The 15,065-nt window shown below is 70.4% G+C and carries 12 protein-coding genes; 2 read left to right on the top strand and 10 right to left on the bottom strand.

What is annotated here, in order from left to right:
* Positions 1-40: 40 nt before the first annotated feature.
* The 4 genes from CDN99_RS08110 to CDN99_RS08095 form a co-directional block, all read right to left on the bottom strand.
* On the bottom strand, positions 41-766 hold the full coding sequence (locus tag CDN99_RS08110) for a hypothetical protein (protein WP_238139416.1): 726 nt from the start codon (positions 764-766) through the stop codon (positions 41-43).
* 1 nt (position 767) lies between these two features.
* Entirely contained in the window at positions 768-3,368 is a 2,601-nt protein-coding gene (locus tag CDN99_RS08105; protein ID WP_088384359.1) for a TonB-dependent siderophore receptor, read from the bottom strand.
* A gap of 104 nt (positions 3,369-3,472) precedes the next feature.
* Positions 3,473-4,459, bottom strand: coding sequence for a FecR domain-containing protein (locus CDN99_RS08100; RefSeq protein WP_158218789.1), 987 nt, complete (start codon positions 4,457-4,459; stop codon positions 3,473-3,475).
* The gene (locus CDN99_RS08095; RefSeq protein WP_088384357.1) at positions 4,456-4,959 is read right to left on the bottom strand and encodes a sigma-70 family RNA polymerase sigma factor; all 504 of its coding nucleotides are present in this window, start codon (positions 4,957-4,959) and stop codon (positions 4,456-4,458) included. The genes CDN99_RS08100 and CDN99_RS08095 overlap by 4 nt, the downstream gene beginning before the upstream one ends.
* A gap of 319 nt (positions 4,960-5,278) precedes the next feature.
* On the opposite strand from CDN99_RS08095, the gene CDN99_RS08085 reads away from it, so the two are divergent.
* The gene (locus CDN99_RS08085; protein ID WP_088384354.1) at positions 5,279-6,112 is read left to right on the top strand and encodes an enoyl-CoA hydratase-related protein; all 834 of its coding nucleotides are present in this window, start codon (positions 5,279-5,281) and stop codon (positions 6,110-6,112) included.
* 136 nt (positions 6,113-6,248) lie between these two features.
* On the opposite strand, the gene CDN99_RS08080 is transcribed toward CDN99_RS08085, so the two are convergent.
* The 6 genes from CDN99_RS08080 to CDN99_RS08055 all read right to left on the bottom strand — a co-directional run bounded on the left by CDN99_RS08080 (position 6,249) and on the right by CDN99_RS08055 (position 12,267).
* A complete protein-coding gene (locus tag CDN99_RS08080; RefSeq protein ID WP_088384352.1) occupies positions 6,249-6,524 on the bottom strand; it encodes an HU family DNA-binding protein in 276 nt (91 codons plus the stop codon).
* A gap of 239 nt (positions 6,525-6,763) precedes the next feature.
* A complete protein-coding gene (locus CDN99_RS08075; RefSeq protein WP_088384350.1) occupies positions 6,764-8,248 on the bottom strand; it encodes a PA domain-containing protein in 1,485 nt (494 codons plus the stop codon).
* 3 nt (positions 8,249-8,251) lie between these two features.
* Positions 8,252-8,704, bottom strand: a complete 453-nt coding sequence (locus tag CDN99_RS08070; protein ID WP_088384349.1) for a post-PEP-CTERM-1 domain-containing protein — start codon at positions 8,702-8,704, stop codon at positions 8,252-8,254.
* 101 nt (positions 8,705-8,805) lie between these two features.
* Positions 8,806-9,438: a choice-of-anchor J family PEP-CTERM protein gene (locus tag CDN99_RS08065; protein ID WP_158218788.1), complete on the bottom strand. Its 633-nt coding sequence runs from the start codon at positions 9,436-9,438 to the stop codon at positions 8,806-8,808.
* Positions 9,439-9,902: 464 nt separating this feature from the next.
* On the bottom strand, positions 9,903-10,709 hold the full coding sequence (locus tag CDN99_RS08060) for an alpha/beta fold hydrolase (RefSeq protein ID WP_088384457.1): 807 nt from the start codon (positions 10,707-10,709) through the stop codon (positions 9,903-9,905).
* 355 nt (positions 10,710-11,064) lie between these two features.
* Positions 11,065-12,267 carry an MFS transporter gene (locus tag CDN99_RS08055; RefSeq protein ID WP_088384345.1) on the bottom strand — a complete coding sequence of 401 codons (1,203 nt, stop codon included), beginning with the start codon at positions 12,265-12,267 and terminating at the stop codon, positions 11,065-11,067.
* A 445-nt stretch (positions 12,268-12,712) separates the two neighbouring features.
* Between CDN99_RS08055 and CDN99_RS08050 the strand changes: the two genes are divergently transcribed.
* Positions 12,713-15,064 (top strand): di-heme oxidoreductase family protein, encoded by a 2,352-nt coding sequence (locus CDN99_RS08050; protein WP_088384343.1) that lies wholly within the window; start codon positions 12,713-12,715, stop codon positions 15,062-15,064.
* Position 15,065 lies beyond the last annotated feature (1 nt).

Below are 15,065 nucleotides of genomic sequence, written 5' to 3'. Positions count from 1 at the left end.
TCCACCACCTGTGCCATCGGCACCGTCCTCCTGCCGGCCGTCACCGCCGGCCGGAGGCCCAGTCGACTGCCGCGTCGAAGAGCGTCCGACCGCTGTCGGACAGGTTGACGAAGGTGTCGTTGTCCAGGAACACCATCACGCGGCGCGCCGGCGCGAGGGACTCGTAGTCCATCGTCGCTCCCTTCTCATAACCAAAGATCGCCGCCTTACCGGGCTCGCCGTAGATCGTCGCGATCGTCGTCGCGCCCAGCCCGGGCTTGCCCCAGCCCATGCCGGCCTGCTTCACATACACGTTGGCCACGCCGGCCGCGAGACCGCCCGCCATCGGATGCGGCGCGTTGACGATCCACAGGAAGCGCTCCTTGACCTGCGCGCCGAAGTCGACGTCGTGGCGCTTGCCGGTCATGGCCAGGTCGTCCAGGATGTCGTTCTCCCAGGTCAGCAGGGGCACGGCGACGTGGCGCCATCCGGGATCGACATCCTTGCCGGAGACCGTCGACGAGATCACCACCAGCGCCGCGCCCGCGGCCACGTCCGGCGTCGCCTGCTGGTCCTCGACCTGCACCGCGTAGCCGCGCTCGCTCAGGTGACGAGCCACGGCGTCGTCGACCGCACGGTGGGGACCGGCCTTCTGGATCACGAGGATCACGCGCTCGCCGCCCGCCGGCGGCGCCGCGCTCACGGACGCCGCGAGGCCGAGGCCCAGCCACGACGCGGCCAGCAGCGCCCGCCACGCGGTGCCCATTCGTTGCCAGGTGCCGTGCATGTCAGAACTCCATCGTCGCCATCAGCGACACCTGGCGGGCATCGCCCATCGAGACGAAGTACATGTTGACGCTGGAGGTGTAGTAGGTCTTGTCGAAGAGGTTCTTGACGTTGAGCTGCAGCTTGAGCGGGCGTCCCGCGGCCTTCGTCTCGTAGGTCGCGAACGCGTCGGCGACGGTGTAGGCCGGCAGCTCGAAGCTGTTGGCCGAATCGCCGGGGCGCTTGCCGATGTAGCGCGCGCCGCCGCCCAGCCGCAGGCGGCCCGGACCGGTCTGCCCGAAGTCGTGCACGACGGACATCGACGCCGTCTGGCGCGCCACGTTCCACAGCCGCAGGCCGGCGTAGAGCGGGTCCTCGGTCGTCTTGCCGTCGACGTAGGCGACGCTGGCGATGCCGTCCCAGTCCTTGGCGAATCGGCCCGCCACGTCCAGCTCCACGCCGCGCGAGCGCGCCGCGCCCGCGGTGCGCCAGTCCGTCAGTTTGGTCGCGTCGTTGAATTGCGAGACCAGCACGTTGCGCTTCTTGATGTCGAAGAACGCGAGCGTGCCGGTGACGCGGCCCGGCAGGTCCAGCTTCGCGCCGACCTCCCACGACTTGCCCTGCTCCGGCGCCACCGCCGAGTCGATCACCGTGCCCGACGACAGCGGCGCGATCGTCGACTGCGGTTTGAGCGACTGCGAGTAGCTCCCGTACAGCGACACCGCATCGGTGACGTTGTAGACCACGCCCAGGCGCGGCAGCCACTTGTCGCCGGTGGTGTCGGTGTTGGCCTTGAAGGGCCGGCCGCGCCCCGCGTTCTGCGACCAGTGCTGGTACCGCAGCCCGCCGACCAGCGTCCAGCGCTCGTTCAGGCGCAGCGCGTCCTGCAGGAAGACGGACTGGTTGTGCAGCTTGTCGGTCTGATCGCTGTCGCTGGCGGAGATGGTCCTGGACGGCTGCTCGGTGCCGTAGACCGGGTTCAGGTAGCTGAAGGTCGTCGTCGTGGCCTGGCGCAGCAGGTCGCGGCGATAGATCAGGCGGTACTCGCTGTCCACGCCGGCCTGCACGTCGTGGGTCAGGCCGGCGGTGGTGAACTTGCCGTCGACGTAGGCGGTGCCGTAGCTGTCGGTGCTCAGCGCGCCCCAGGTCGCATCGTTGTTGCGCGTCAGCGTGCCGGTCTTCGTGTTGACGCCGTTCACGCGCAACTGATTCGCGTCGTAGGTCTCGCGGTTGTAGCTGAGGTTGACGTGCGCGGCCCAGCCGTCGCCCAGCTTGTGGTCGACCGAGAACTGGCCCAGGTGCGTCTGGCCCTTCATCTGGTTGAAGGGCTCGTCCAGGCGGCGGGTCTTGGGGATGGCCAGCGGCTGCTTGGTGGCCGGGTCCAGCGCCGTGCCGCGGTCAAAAGGCGTGAGGTAGTTGCGGTACTCGTACCAGAGCACCGCCTGCGTGTCGCGGCCGTACCAGGCGATGGACGGCGCGATCAGCGTCTCGCGGTGCGTGCCGAAGTTGCGCCAGTAGTCCTCGTTGATCTGGTCCACGATGAGGCGGTAGGCCAGGCCTGTCTCGCCGCCCTGCCCGTCCTGGTCGCCCGCCACGCCCGGGACCGGGCCGGTGGTGTCCAGTGTCTCGCCGATGCCGGTCCGGCCGCCGGCATAGGCGGAGCCGATCACCGACACGCTGGTGTGCTGCTTCAGCCGCGGCTTCTTGCTGACGACGTTGATCACGCCGCCCGGATCCATGATGCCGTAGAGCATCGACGACGGGCCCTTGAGCACCTCGACGCTTTCGGCCGCCGCGTTCATGCCCCGGCCCTGCACCAGCGGCATGCCGTTGTGCATCACCGAGCCATCGCGATTGCCGCCGAAGCCGCGCTTCATGATCGTGTCCTGCGTGCCCGCGAGCGTGTTGCCCTGCGTGATGCCGCTGACGTTGTAGAGCGCGTCGTCCAGATACCGCGGGCGCTGGTCACGGATCACCTGCGCCGACACGACGTTCACCACTTGCGGGATGTCCAGCATCGAGTCGGTGGTGCGCAGCGTGGAGGCGTCCGGCGTGGGTTGGTAGCGCCCATCGGCCTCCTCCGGCGCCGGCGCGGCGCGGGCCACGACGCGCACCTGCGGCAAGGTGATGTCGACCTCCCGGCGCGCGGTCCCGGTGGCCGATGCGTCCACCGCCGGGGCCGCGGTGCCCGCGGCGTCGCGCCGCAGCGTGACCACGCCTTGCGCATTCCCGGTCGCGCTCAGGCCGGTGCCCGCCAACAAGGTCGAGAAGCCGCCCGACACGGTGTATCGCCCCTGAAGCCCGCTCGAGCGCAGCTCCCGCGTCAACGCGGGATCGAAGGACAGCGCCACGCCGGAGGCGGCGGCGAAACGCGCCAGCACCGCGGACAGCGGGCCGGGCTCGATGCGGTACTCGCGCTCGGCGGCGGACGAGAGGCCGGCACTGTCCGCGGGGCTCGTCGGCACGGCGGTCGCGGCAGAGGCGCCCAGCGGCCACGCGGCGCCGGCGCACAGCAGCAGGGTCACCGCCAGCCCGACGGGCGAGCGGCGGGCGATCCCGGCAGGCGAGGTCGACGGGATCGACAAGGGCGACCAGGGAAGCGGGTGCGACGGACGCGGCGTCATCGGAGGAATCCTTCAGGGTGTTTCGACGTTCTCTTCCTGTCTGCCGGACGACGCGCCAAAACATGAAGGCGGCTGCGAAACTTTTTTCGCGGCGATGTCCGGACCTATGCCCCGCGCGGCCGCACCGTGGTCCAGAAGCGGTTGACCCTGTCGATCTGCACGGGCAACGCGGCGACCAGCGCCGATAGCGCCCGGTCCACGTCGGTCACCGGGAAGGCGCCGGACACGCGCAACTCGGACACCCGCGGATCGCAGCCCAGGTGGCCGCGCCGATACCGCGACAGCTCGGCGACCACATCGATGAGCCGCGCGTTGTCCACGACGAGGCTGCCGTAGGTCCAGGCGTCGACCTCGGAGGCCAGCGCCTCGACGCGACCGGCCCCCTGGGCACCGACGACGAGTTGCTGCCCGGCTTCGACGCGCAGCGTCCGGCCGGACGGGTCGCGGGTCTCGACGGCGCTTTGCAGCACGGCCACGGTGAGCCGGTGCTCGTCCAGGCGCAGGATGAATCGCGTGCCCAGCGCCCTGACGCGGCCCAGGCGCGTGTCGACGATCAACGGCCGTGCATCGACCGCGCCCGGCGCGCCGCGCGCGGCCGCGGTCTCGACCAGCACCTCGCCCTCGTGGAGCCGCAGCGCCCGCCAGGCCGCATCGAATCGGACATCCACGGCGGTGGCCGTGTTCAGCGTCATCACGCTGCCGTCCTCGAGCGCCACCTGGCGCTGCTCGCCGGGCGCGGTGCGTTCATCGGCCAGCCAGGCCGCGCCGCCGAGCTCCCGGACGCCGCGCCAGCCGCCGTAACCCAGCGCGCCGGCGATCGCGCCGATGCCCAGCGACCGCAGCACCTGTCGGCGCCGTGTCGAGCCGGATCGCCGCAAGGCCGGCGAGGCCAGCTCGGCCGGCACACCGGCCATCATTTGCTGGACACGATCGACGCGGGCCCACTCGGCCTCGTGCGCGGGGTCCGCCTCGCGCCAGGCCACCCAGGCGCGCTGGTCGTCGACCGTGGCGTTGCCCGAGGCCAGCAGCACGAACCACTCGACGGCCCGCGCGCGGGCGTCCAGGCCGGCGGCGTCACCCGCCTCGTTCACGCCGCCAGGGCCAGGCAACGCGTCATGGCCTTGGCCATGTAGCTGGCGACGGTGCGCTCGGTGACCTGCAACGCGCCGGCGATCTCGCGATAGGTGAGGCCGTCCAGTTGCGACATCAGGAACGCGTCGCGCGCGGCGCGCGGCAAGCCGTCCAGCATCTGGTCCACCGCCTGCAGCGTCTCCAGCAGGATGGCGCGATCCTCGGCGCTGAGCGCCAGCGGCTCGGGGCTGGCCAGCAGCGCATCGTGGAAGGCGCGCTCCAGGTCGCGACGCCGGTAGAGGTCGATCACCAGCCCGCGCGCGATCGTCGTCAGGTAGGCCCGCGGCTCGCGCCACGAGACCTGCTCGCGGCGATTCAGCAATCGCTCGAAGGTGTCCTGCGCCAGGTCCGCCGCATCGACGGCGCAGCCGAGCTGCCTGCGCAGCAAGGACTGGAGCCAGCCGTGATGCTCGACATAAAGCGAGCCCACCAGCTGATGCGTCATGGGTTGGGCGGACATGGACCGGAGCGGTAGTCTGGGGAGATTGGGGCTGCCGTCGCGGCCGGCATCGCTGGGACGCCGGGGCGCGAACGGTTCGCATGGTAATGCGAACTATTATCAACTGAACGAATAACCTCCCTCCGTCCCGGCGGACTGCGCGCGATTCGCACACCACGCGCGGGCGCCACCGCCCTGCCCCTGCCCCTGCCCCTGCCCGCCCTGCCCCTGCCCGCCCTGCCCCTGCCCTGCCCGCCGGCGGGTGACGCCTGCATGACTGACGTCCGGAGGCTTCCCGCTAGCATCCCCGCCCATCACCGACACGATCACGGAGACCCGCATGGATTGCTTCACCCTGGCCGAAGACGCCGGCGTCGCGCACCTGGTGCTGAACCGCCCGGAGGAGATGAACACGATGTCTCCGCAGCTGTGGCGCGAGCTGGAGACCGTGCTGGACGCGCTCCACCGCAGCCCGACGCTGCGGGCGCTGGTGATCTCGTCGACCGGCAGGCACTTCAGCGCGGGCATGTCGCTGGAGGTCTTCAAGAGCGGCGCGATCCAGCTCGACGACCGCAGCGCGGAAGGCCGTGCCGCCATCGTCGATCTGCTGGCGGACATGCAGCAGGCCTTCAACCGGCTCGACGACCTGCGCGTGCCGACGATCGCCGCGATCCACGGCGGCTGCATCGGCGGTGCCGTCGATCTGGTGGCCGCCTGCGACATCCGCCATGCCACCGCCGACGCGTTTTTCTGCATCCAGGAGATCAACATCGGCATGGCGGCCGACCTGGGCACGCTGCAGCGGTTGCCCAAGCTGATGCCGCTGGGGCTGGTCAAGGAACTGGCCTATACCGGCCGGCGCCTGGGCGCGTCGCGCGCGCAGGCGGTCGGCCTGGTCAACGAGGTCTTCGACACGCAGGCCGCCTGCGTCGAGGCCGCGCTGCAGTGCGCGCGCGAGATCGCGCAGAAGCCGCCCGTCGCCGTCTGGGGCAGCAAGCAGGCGATCCACTACGCGCGCGACCACGGCGTCAAGGACAGCCTGCAGCAGATGGGGTGGCTGCAGGCGGCGATCTGGCAGAACGGGAACTTGATGGAAGCCTTCGCGGCCGCGCAGGCCAAGCGGCCTACGGCCTTCCCCGACCTGGCGGCGCTGAAGTTCTTCCGCGAGGGCTGAGCCGCGCGGGCCGGCGCACCGCCCGGCCCGCAAGTCCCGACCCCGCGGATCTGATGCCGGAAACGACAACGCCCGCGCGAAGCGGGCGTTGGCTGGGCAAGGTCCGCAGACCTGCCGTTGGCAAACCGCGAGCGGCTTACTTGTTCACCGCATCCTTCAGGGCCTTGCCGGCCGTGAACTTCGCGACCTTGGAAGCCGGGATGTCCAGCGCTTCGCCGGTGGCGGGGTTCTTGCCGGTGCGGGCGGCGCGCTCGCTCACCTTGAAGGTGCCGAAACCGACCAGCGCGATCTGGTCGCCAGAGGCCAGCGCCTCGGTGATGGTCTCCAGGGTGGCGTCCAGGGCGGCTGCTGCCACGGCACGGGTCGTGCCGCTTTTGGTGGCGATGCCTTCGATCAGTTCACTCTTGTTCATCAGTCTTCCAGTAAAAAACCACGATCCGGGTAACCGGGGGCCGCGATTATCAGCCACTCCGAGCCCCTCTCCTGTTTGAAGACGCAACCGACTTCACGTCCGTCCGAATGGCGGACGCCAGCGGCTGGCCCCGTCCAAGCATCGGCGACGGAAATGACAAGAGCCCGATGCTCGCGCACCGGGCTCTCGGGAGGTCCCCTGGATCGGCCCTCAGCGGGCCGATCGCGAGGTCGAGGCGATTACCAGCCCAGGTCCTTCAGCAGCGGCTTCGTCAGGTCCTTCGGCGGCACCAGCACCAGGCCCAGATCCGGGCTGATGTTCGGTTCCATCAGCAGGTTGGGGGTGGCCGACACATCCCAGTGCGACACGGACGAGCCCGACACCAGCGGGTTCGGCGTGTACAGCAGCGGGCGGCCGAGGGCGTCCGCGCCGGCGCGGCGGCTCGGGTCGGTCGACAGCGCGGCGCTGGCCAGGCCGGGCCGGCCGCGGGCGCCGTAGGCCGTCGACGCGGTGATCGCCGAGCGCAGCTTGACGCCGTCCGCCTGCGACACGCTGATCGTCGGGATCACCACGCTGGCGTCCGTGCCGCCCAGGCCCGGGGCCGCGCCGGCTGCGTTGTTGGCGATGATCACGCCGACCGCGCCTGCGTTCTGCGCGTTCTTCGCCTTGACGGCGAAGCCGCAGGTGCCGCGATCGATGACCGCCACCTTGCCGGTCACGGCCGCGGTGTCCGCCGCGTCGAACGCCACGCAACCCTGGCCGTTGACGGTGTCGGCCTTGATCGTCGCCAACGCGCCCAGCGACGAGCCGCTGGTAACGGCCGGGCCGAACGACGCGGTGCCGTAGGCATACGAGCCCGACTGGCCCGGCGCCGGCGAGGCGATCGACAGGATGGGCGTGGCGGCCAGCATGCCGGCGCCGGCGACCACGTTGGGTCCGATCCAGGCCAGGCCCAGCGGGTTGATGGCGGAAGCCTTGCGCTCGGCGCTGGTCATGTTCAGCCAGGTCTTGCCGGCCGTGTTGTCGAACATGAACTGCTCCCAGATGCTGGGCAGCCCGCCATTGGACACGTAGGCGGTGCCCGCGGCGTTGATGCGGAAGCCGCTCGACGTCTGCACCGACAGCACGCTGAAGCCCAGGCCGTGGCCCAGTTCATGCAGCAGGGTCTCGACGAAGTTGACGCCGTTGCCGAAGTTGCCGTCGGTGCCCAGGTAGAACGGCGAGCCGGTCAGGCAGCCGCTGTTGCCCAGGTTGACGTTGAACTGCGTGCGGATATCGACGTTGCCGTAGCCGGTGCCGTCATCCGGTTGACCGGCGCTGAGGTTGGTGCCGGCCAGCTTGTTGGCCAGGGCCTGCGGATACCAGGTGCCGGGCTGGCTGCCGGGGAAGTCGTGCCACAGGTTCCAGGCGCTGGCGCTGCCCAGCGTGGCCGAGGTGGCGGTGCAGGTCAGCGCTTCCCAGCCGGCGTTCACGGTGATCGTGACGTTGCTGTCCAGGGCCTTTTCCCACACGTCGGCGACGTAGCGGTAGACGTACATGCGCTGCTCGCCGAGCGTGGTGCCCGGGTTGCCGCCGACCGGCGCGACGGGCGTCGGGTCGTTGAAGCCGACGCCGGCCGGATCGCGGCTCTGGATCACGATGGTCGCGGCCTGCGCGACGCCGACGCCGCACAGGGCGGCCAAGAGGGCGCCGCGGAGCACGGTCTTCTTGAAGGTCTTCTGCATGGCTTACTCCGTGGGCAGGGCGGACTTGGCGACGGGCTTGCCAGCGGACTTGCCGGCGCTCTTGAGGAAGGCTTCCGCCTCTTCCTTGTTGGTGAGGCAGGCCTCGTCGAGCGTGCCGTCGGCGCGGCGCACGACCACGGACTGGCTCATCATGTCCTCGGTCATGCGCACGCCGATGGCGCCGCTGGCATGGACCTTCATCTGCGGCGTCAGGGCCATGGCGCGCAGGGCGACGCGGGAGCGGACGTTCGGGCTCAGCGCCTTCAGCGCCTCATGCTCTTCGGCGCTGGCGGGGCGCAGCTTGCCGGTCTCGGCGTCGCGCACGATGACGAGGGCGTCGGAAGTGGGGGCCAGCGAGGCGGCCGGCGTCGTCGCCGGCGCGGCGGCTTCGTGAGCCTGCGCCGCCAGCGGCAGGGCCGCGGCGATCGCCAGGCCCAGGGAGATGCGGGTGATCATGGTCGTTGTCCTTGGAAGGGAATGACTCGGATGATTCGAGGATGCGAGTGGCGGCGGGACGGGCCGAAAGGAGGCCGCGGTCCGCGCCGATCCGGCCCGGTTCAGCGCTGCGCGCGGCGGCGACGGGCGGCCAGCAGGCCCAGCAGGCTGACGCCGGCCAGCGCCCAGCTCGACGGCTCCGGCACGGTGACGGTCACGCTGTCCAGGCCGACGTAGTTGGCCTGGTCCGCGCTGCCCACGTAGCCGATCGCGAAGCGGCCGTTGGTGCCGGCCTGTCCCGACAGCAGGAAGGTGTACTGTGTCCACGCGCCGACGGCGACCACGGTGGCCTGCGGCACGAAGCTGGTCAGGTTGCCGGTGGCGTCGACCATGCCGTAGGTGAGCTTGTCCAGGAAACCGTCGGCGATGTCGCCGCGGGCCCAGAACGACACCTCCAGGTTCTGCGCGGTGGAGAACACCGGGCTGATCAGCCAGCTCGCCAGCGTGCCGCCGGCGGGCGCGTTGTTGTAGTTGGAGGCGATGTAGGAGTTGGCCGCGCCGGACAGCGCCTGGAAGATCGTCTGGTCGCCCTGGAACCACGGGGTCGCGGTGCCGCCCGGGGTGCTGTTGTTGGTGCGGAGCCAGCCGGACAGCGTCGACACGTTGTCGAAGCCCTCGTTGATGAGCGTCGGGCCCGCATGGGCCGAGGCGACAGCGCCGATCAGCGCCAGTGCCACGTAAGCTTTCTTGAACATTGCAACGTCCTTCTTCGATAGAGAGGTGGGATGACCACCGGACCTAGAACAGCTGCCCCGGGTGGCGGATTGCCAGGCGGGCCGCGACTGCGTTCCTTCGACCAGCGGGGGGACGCCGGCCATCGGACGTGACGATTCTGTGACCGAGTTCACACGTGTTCACAGAGCGTTCCGGAGCATTTCCCCCTGTGTGGAGGGGGGGTTGTTTCCCTATGGGCCGGTGGAGCTATCGCGTGACGCTGCTCGCGCGACGGGGGCGCAAATCGCGCGCAAACGGCTCGTCAGAGGGGATGCCGGAAGACACGGCTTTTTGCGCCGCGGCCGGCTTCACGGAGTCTTCACGCGACCCCTTTCGGTGGGACGCTCCGTCCCCTGTTGCGGGACACGGGAAAGCACCGATGGGCGAGCGACGCGGCCCGGCGGATATGCGCGCGCGGCCCGGATGCGCCGAGCGGATCAGCGGATCAATTGGATCGACTGGCTTCGACCAGGCGGCGGCTGGCGTCGATGACGATGTCCGGCTGGTCCTTGTGCGGCGAGTGCCCGCAGGCCTCGATCTCCAGGACCTGCGCGTGCGGCACGACGCGCGCGATGCCCCGGATCTGGTCGAGCGTGCCGTACTCGTCGTCGACGCCCTGCATCGCCAGCACCGGGCAGTCGATGGCCGCGATGTCGTCGACGATGCGCCATCGGCGGAAGGCGGGATCGAGCCACGCGTCGCTCCAGCCGAGGAACGGCGAGTCGGGGTCGTCGTGGAAGCGCGCGAGGCGATCGCGCAGACCGCCGTCGCGGTAGGCCTGGACCGTCTTCCTGATGCCGTCGACGGAAATGTCCTCGACGACGATGTGCGGCGCCGCGACGATCGCGCCCGCGGTCGGGAACATCGACGCGTACAGCAACGCGATGGAGCCGCCGTCGCTGTGTCCGAAGAGCCATGGCGGCCGCGCCCGGGCATCGACGCCGAGCGCCGCCAGCAGGGCCGGCAGGACCTCGCGCGCCTGGCGGTGCAGGTAGTCCGGCGCCCACGATTCGCCGGGCGCGCGCTGGGTCGACCGGCCATAGCCGGGCCGAGAAAACACCAGACCCCGCAGGCCCGTCGCGGCGCACAGTCGCGCCGGAAAGTCGCGCCACATCGCGATCGAGCCGAGCCCCTCGTGCAGGAAGACCAGCACCGGGCCGGAAGCGGTCTCGTTGAGCCAGAGGTACTCGATGTCGACCGGGCGACCGCGCCAGTCGATGCGCTGTCGATTCGTTGGAGTCGTGCTGTGCATGGCGGGAATCATAGGGAGGTGGCGGAGTCGCCGCCTCGGCCTGTCTCGATCCCTCGCGCCCGGCCCCGCGCCAGCCGGGCCATCGAAAGAAAAGGCCCTGGTCTCACGACCAGGGCCCAAAGTTCGTCCGCCCGCAGAGGGGATAGGCGGACCATGCGAGAGAGAGAAGCATGAACAGCGGAGCTCGAATTCCGCTGTCAGGATCTACTGTAGGCAAGGTCGCGCGACCGGGCACGACGGCGATGCCGGATCGGCGCCGAGGCCTTCGCCCGATCCGCGTGTCGGGCGATGACCTACGCGCCTCCGTGCCAATGTGCCAGCGCGAGAAGGCATCGAGGCGTCGGAGGGCGCTGCGTCACGGCGCCCCGGTACCGCCCAGCGCCCGCCGCGCGCTGAAGGCCATGATCAAAGCGAACACCACCACGCAGGCCAGGCCGACCGTCAGCGACGCGTGCTCCGCCACCATGCCGATCAGCGGCGGTCCCGACATCATCCCGAGGTAACCCAGCGACGACACCGCCGCGATGCCGTGCGCGGCGCTCACGCCGGGCACCTTGGACGCCGCGCTGAACAGCACCGGCACGACGTTGGACAAGCCCAACCCCACCAGCGCGAAGCCGAGCAGCCCCGCGCCCTCGACCGGCACCACCAGCGCCAGCGCCATGCCGGTGGCGGCCAGCGCGCCGCTCGCCGCCATCAGCGGGACCGGCGCGACGCGCGCCCGCACCCAGTCGCCGGCGAAGCGGCCCAGCGCCATCGCCAGGCTGAAACTCGCATAGCCGAGCGCGGCCACGCTGGCGGAGCTGTCGCGCTCCTGCTTCAAGAACAGCACGCTCCAGTCGTACATCGCGCCCTCGGCGATCAGGCCCAGCGCCGCCAGCGTGCCGATCAGCGCCAGCACGCCGCGCGGCAGGCTCAACGGCTGCTTGTCGCCGGGCGCGGCGGTCATCTTCAGCATCGCCGGGCAGGCCAGGAGGATCAGCGCCATGCCCGTGCCGCAGGCGGCCAGCAGGTGGGTCTGCGTCGACCAGCCCAGCAGCGGCAGCAGGCTGCCCACGCCCGCGCCGACCATGCCGCCGAGGCTGAACATCGCATGGAAGCCGCTCATCAGCGGCCGGTCGGCGAGGTGCTCGATCTCCGTCGCCTCCGCGTTGATGGCGACGTCGAAGAGGCTGGCCGTTGCGCCGAAGAGCATCAGAATCAGCACCAGCCCGATGTAGGCGTCCGGCACGATCAGCAGCGAGACGCCCGCGGCGCACAGCACGCCGGTGAGGCCCGCCACGCCGCGCGGACCGAAGCGCCCCACCACGCGCCCGGCCTGCGTCAGCGCCAGCAACGCGCCGACGCCGGAGGCCAGCATCGCGATGGCCAGCGCCTGCTCGCCCAGGCCGTAATGCGCCTTGACCGTCGGCACGTGCACGCCCCAGGTCGCGAACAGCGCCCCCGAGACGAAGAACTGGATCCGCAAGGCCCAGGCCGCGGCACGCAGCCGGGCTTCGTCGGGGAGCGACACCGACAGGCGGGACGGCGACTGCGTGGAGGGGGAAGAAGCAGACATCAGGCGGACATCGGTCGGGCGGCGTGAGGAAGCCGTGACTGTACGAGGCGCCCCTCGCGCGGGCGCGGCCGGCGCGCATCCCCGGGCGCATAGCCACCCTGTCGACACCGCCCGCTCGGTCGACCGCCACCGCGCACGTGACGCCCCATGCTGTCCTAGCGCCCCGCCCGCTCGCCGTCTTGCGTAGTTCCCGCTACCCGGCCCGCCATCCTTGAACGCGAATGTCAGAAACATTAACAACATGTTTCGGCACGGGACAGGCGGCATGTTCGACATACATACTTCGCGTCCGCAAGACCTGACCCCTGTTCCGGGGACAGGCGGCTTGCGAGATCACCCGATTGACCGCCGACACGCCGGTCCGTGGGCGCCACCAGGCCCGATGGACGGCCCCACGACAGGGAGGTGGGGCGGCGCCAGGCGACATACCGACAAGGCCAGCACCATGAAGCCAACCGCTCCGGCGCGCGACGTACGCGCCACCGTCGACGCCGCCCGCGTGGCCGTTCTCTGCCATCCGGCGCCGCCACGCACGCCGCGCGTGGCGCTCGCGATCGCGCTAGCCACCACCATTGCCGGCCTGGTCGCCTGCGGCGGTGGCGGTGGGGGCGGCGCGCCGCAGGACTCCGCCCCGCAGACGCCGCCGCCGGCCGCGTCCACGCCGGTGGGAACCACACCGCCCGTGGGCATCGATCCCAACGATCCGCCCAAGACGATCCCGCCCATTCCCGCGCCCGACACCACGCAGCCCGGCAACACGGCACCGACCGCCGAAGGCTACGTGCCGCTCTTCGCCGCCGGCACGCCGATGAACGAGCAGATCCAGTGGACCGAGGCCGACGGCACGCTGGTGACGATCATGGGCTCCCGCACCACCGAGCGCCACGCCCGCGAGCGCGGCGAGCCCTGGGACGCGCCGGATGTCGGCCCCGGCCGCTACTTCACCTTCCCGAGGTTCTACTTCCAGAACCGCACCTTCGGTCTGGAGATCCGCGACGAGGTCCCGGCCGGCCGCCAGAAGATCACCGTCTACCTGCACGTCAACGACGGCGTCTTCGACGGCACCACCTTCAGCCTGTTCCGCAACATCCAGAACCCGGAGGTCAAGGACTACGGCTGGTCGCTCAACTACGGCTTCAACAACCCGGACTACAACAACAAACCCATCTGCATCGCCGGCAAGCGGACCTGCAAGATGGACTTCGACTCCAACTGGCGCACCGACCCGCACAGCAAGCTCAAGATCGGCGACAAGATCGAGCTCGCGCCCGCCCCGCGCCTGACGCGCGACGAGACCACCGGCAAGGCGCTGATCGACAACGGCGGCAGTCGGTATTACTCGTTCGAGCAACTGTACGTCGTCGGCGTCGGCATGCGTCCGTGGTACGGCATCGCGCCCAACCTGGACTCCGAGCCGCTGCCCGACGACACGCTGCTGGGCGGCCAGGCCAGCGTCTCCTACAACTACTCCGAGGAGCCGATGCGGGTGTTCCAGCAGATGGTCAACAACATCGGCATCGTCAACACCAAGCGCTTCGTCACCGGGCGACGTCTGTTCCACACGTCCTTCGCCGACGGCACGCACTCGGAGCACGACAAGGACAACCCGGTCTTCACCGCCCACGCCAACCAGATCGGGCCGCGCTTCCAGCAGGAGCGCTGCATCGAGTGCCACATCGCCAACGGCCGCAGCCCGGTGCCGGCGCTGGGCGCGCGGCTGGACGCGATGAGCGTGCTCGTCGGCGGCACCACGGTGACCGACGGCCGCCGCGCCGCCGATCCGACCTACGGCCTCAACGTGCAGCAGCGCGCCAAGGCCGCGGGGGCGCCGGACTACAGCGTGTCCATCCAGAAGTACGAGACCCAGACCCGCACCCTGCCCGACGGCACGAAGGTCGAGCTGGTCAAGCCGGTGCTCGCGTTCAAGGGCCCCACGCCGGCCACGGTCTCGCTGCGCCAGGCGCCGCAGATCATCGGCATGGGGCTGCTGGAGGCCGTGCCCGAGGCCAGCATCGTCGCGTCCGCCGATCCGGACGACCGCGACGGCGACGGCATCCGCGGCATCGTCAACTACGTGCGGGATCCAGAGAGCGGTGTGCTGCGCGTCGGCCGCTTCGGCTGGAAGGCGGCCAAGGCCAGCTTGCGCCATCAGTCCGGCGAGGCGCTGGTGAACGACCTGAGCGTCACATCGCCGGTCTATCCGAACCGTGCCTGCCAGGCCGGCGGCGCCGATTGCCGCAAGAGCACCGGCACGACCGACCTGACCGAATCGGAGCTGCAGAGCGTCACGCATTACCTGTCGCTGATCGGCGTGCCGGCGCAGCGCAGCCTGCGCAGCGGCTACCCGGCCGGTATCCGCGTCTCCCCGGAACACGACGTCGACCCGGCCCGCATCGCCAAGGGCAGCGCGCTGTTCGCGCAGGTCAAGTGCGCGGTGTGCCACACGCCGTCGATGAAGACCGGCAACACGCACCCGTTCGCAGAACTGCGCGGTCAGACGATCAAGCCCTACTCCGACCTGCTGCTGCATGACATGGGCCCGGAGCTCGCCGACAACCTGACCGAGGGCAAGGCCACCGGCGCGTTGTGGCGCACGCAGCCGCTGTGGGGCATCGGCTCGCTGCGATGGGTGCAGGACGGCGCCGACAAGACGCGCTATCTGCACGACGGCCGGGCCCGCACGCTGATCGAGGCCATCCTGTGGCACGGTGGCGAAGCGACCCGCAGCCGCTCCCTGTTCGAAGCCCTGGCCAAGGACGACCGCGAGGCGATCGTCACCTTCCTGCAATCGCTGTGAG

Origin of the sequence: Roseateles aquatilis, assembly GCF_002205645.1 — a bacterium.
GTDB lineage: Bacteria > Pseudomonadota > Gammaproteobacteria > Burkholderiales > Burkholderiaceae_C > Roseateles > Roseateles aquatilis.
The sequence above is the reverse complement of the archived record's forward strand: the minus strand, read 5'-3'. Positions and strand labels throughout refer to the sequence as shown.

Bases quoted from the DNA above. Each gene is read 5' to 3' on its own strand.
- CDN99_RS08110 (WP_238139416.1), bottom strand. From the start codon at position 766: ATGCACGGCACCTGGCAACGAATGGGCACCGCGTGGCGGGCGCTGCTG.
- CDN99_RS08105 (WP_088384359.1), bottom strand. From the start codon at position 3,368: ATGACGCCGCGTCCGTCGCACCCGCTTCCCTGGTCGCCCTTGTCGATC.
- CDN99_RS08095 (WP_088384357.1), bottom strand. From the start codon at position 4,959: ATGTCCGCCCAACCCATGACGCATCAGCTGGTGGGCTCGCTTTATGTC.
- CDN99_RS08085 (WP_088384354.1), top strand. From the start codon at position 5,279: ATGGATTGCTTCACCCTGGCCGAAGACGCCGGCGTCGCGCACCTGGTG.
- CDN99_RS08080 (WP_088384352.1), bottom strand. From the start codon at position 6,524: ATGAACAAGAGTGAACTGATCGAAGGCATCGCCACCAAAAGCGGCACG.
- CDN99_RS08075 (WP_088384350.1), bottom strand. From the start codon at position 8,248: ATGCAGAAGACCTTCAAGAAGACCGTGCTCCGCGGCGCCCTCTTGGCC.
- CDN99_RS08070 (WP_088384349.1), bottom strand. From the start codon at position 8,704: ATGATCACCCGCATCTCCCTGGGCCTGGCGATCGCCGCGGCCCTGCCG.
- CDN99_RS08065 (WP_158218788.1), bottom strand. From the start codon at position 9,438: ATGTTCAAGAAAGCTTACGTGGCACTGGCGCTGATCGGCGCTGTCGCC.
- CDN99_RS08060 (WP_088384457.1), bottom strand. From the start codon at position 10,709: ATGCACAGCACGACTCCAACGAATCGACAGCGCATCGACTGGCGCGGT.
- CDN99_RS08055 (WP_088384345.1), bottom strand. From the start codon at position 12,267: ATGTCTGCTTCTTCCCCCTCCACGCAGTCGCCGTCCCGCCTGTCGGTG.
- CDN99_RS08050 (WP_088384343.1), top strand. From the start codon at position 12,713: ATGAAGCCAACCGCTCCGGCGCGCGACGTACGCGCCACCGTCGACGCC.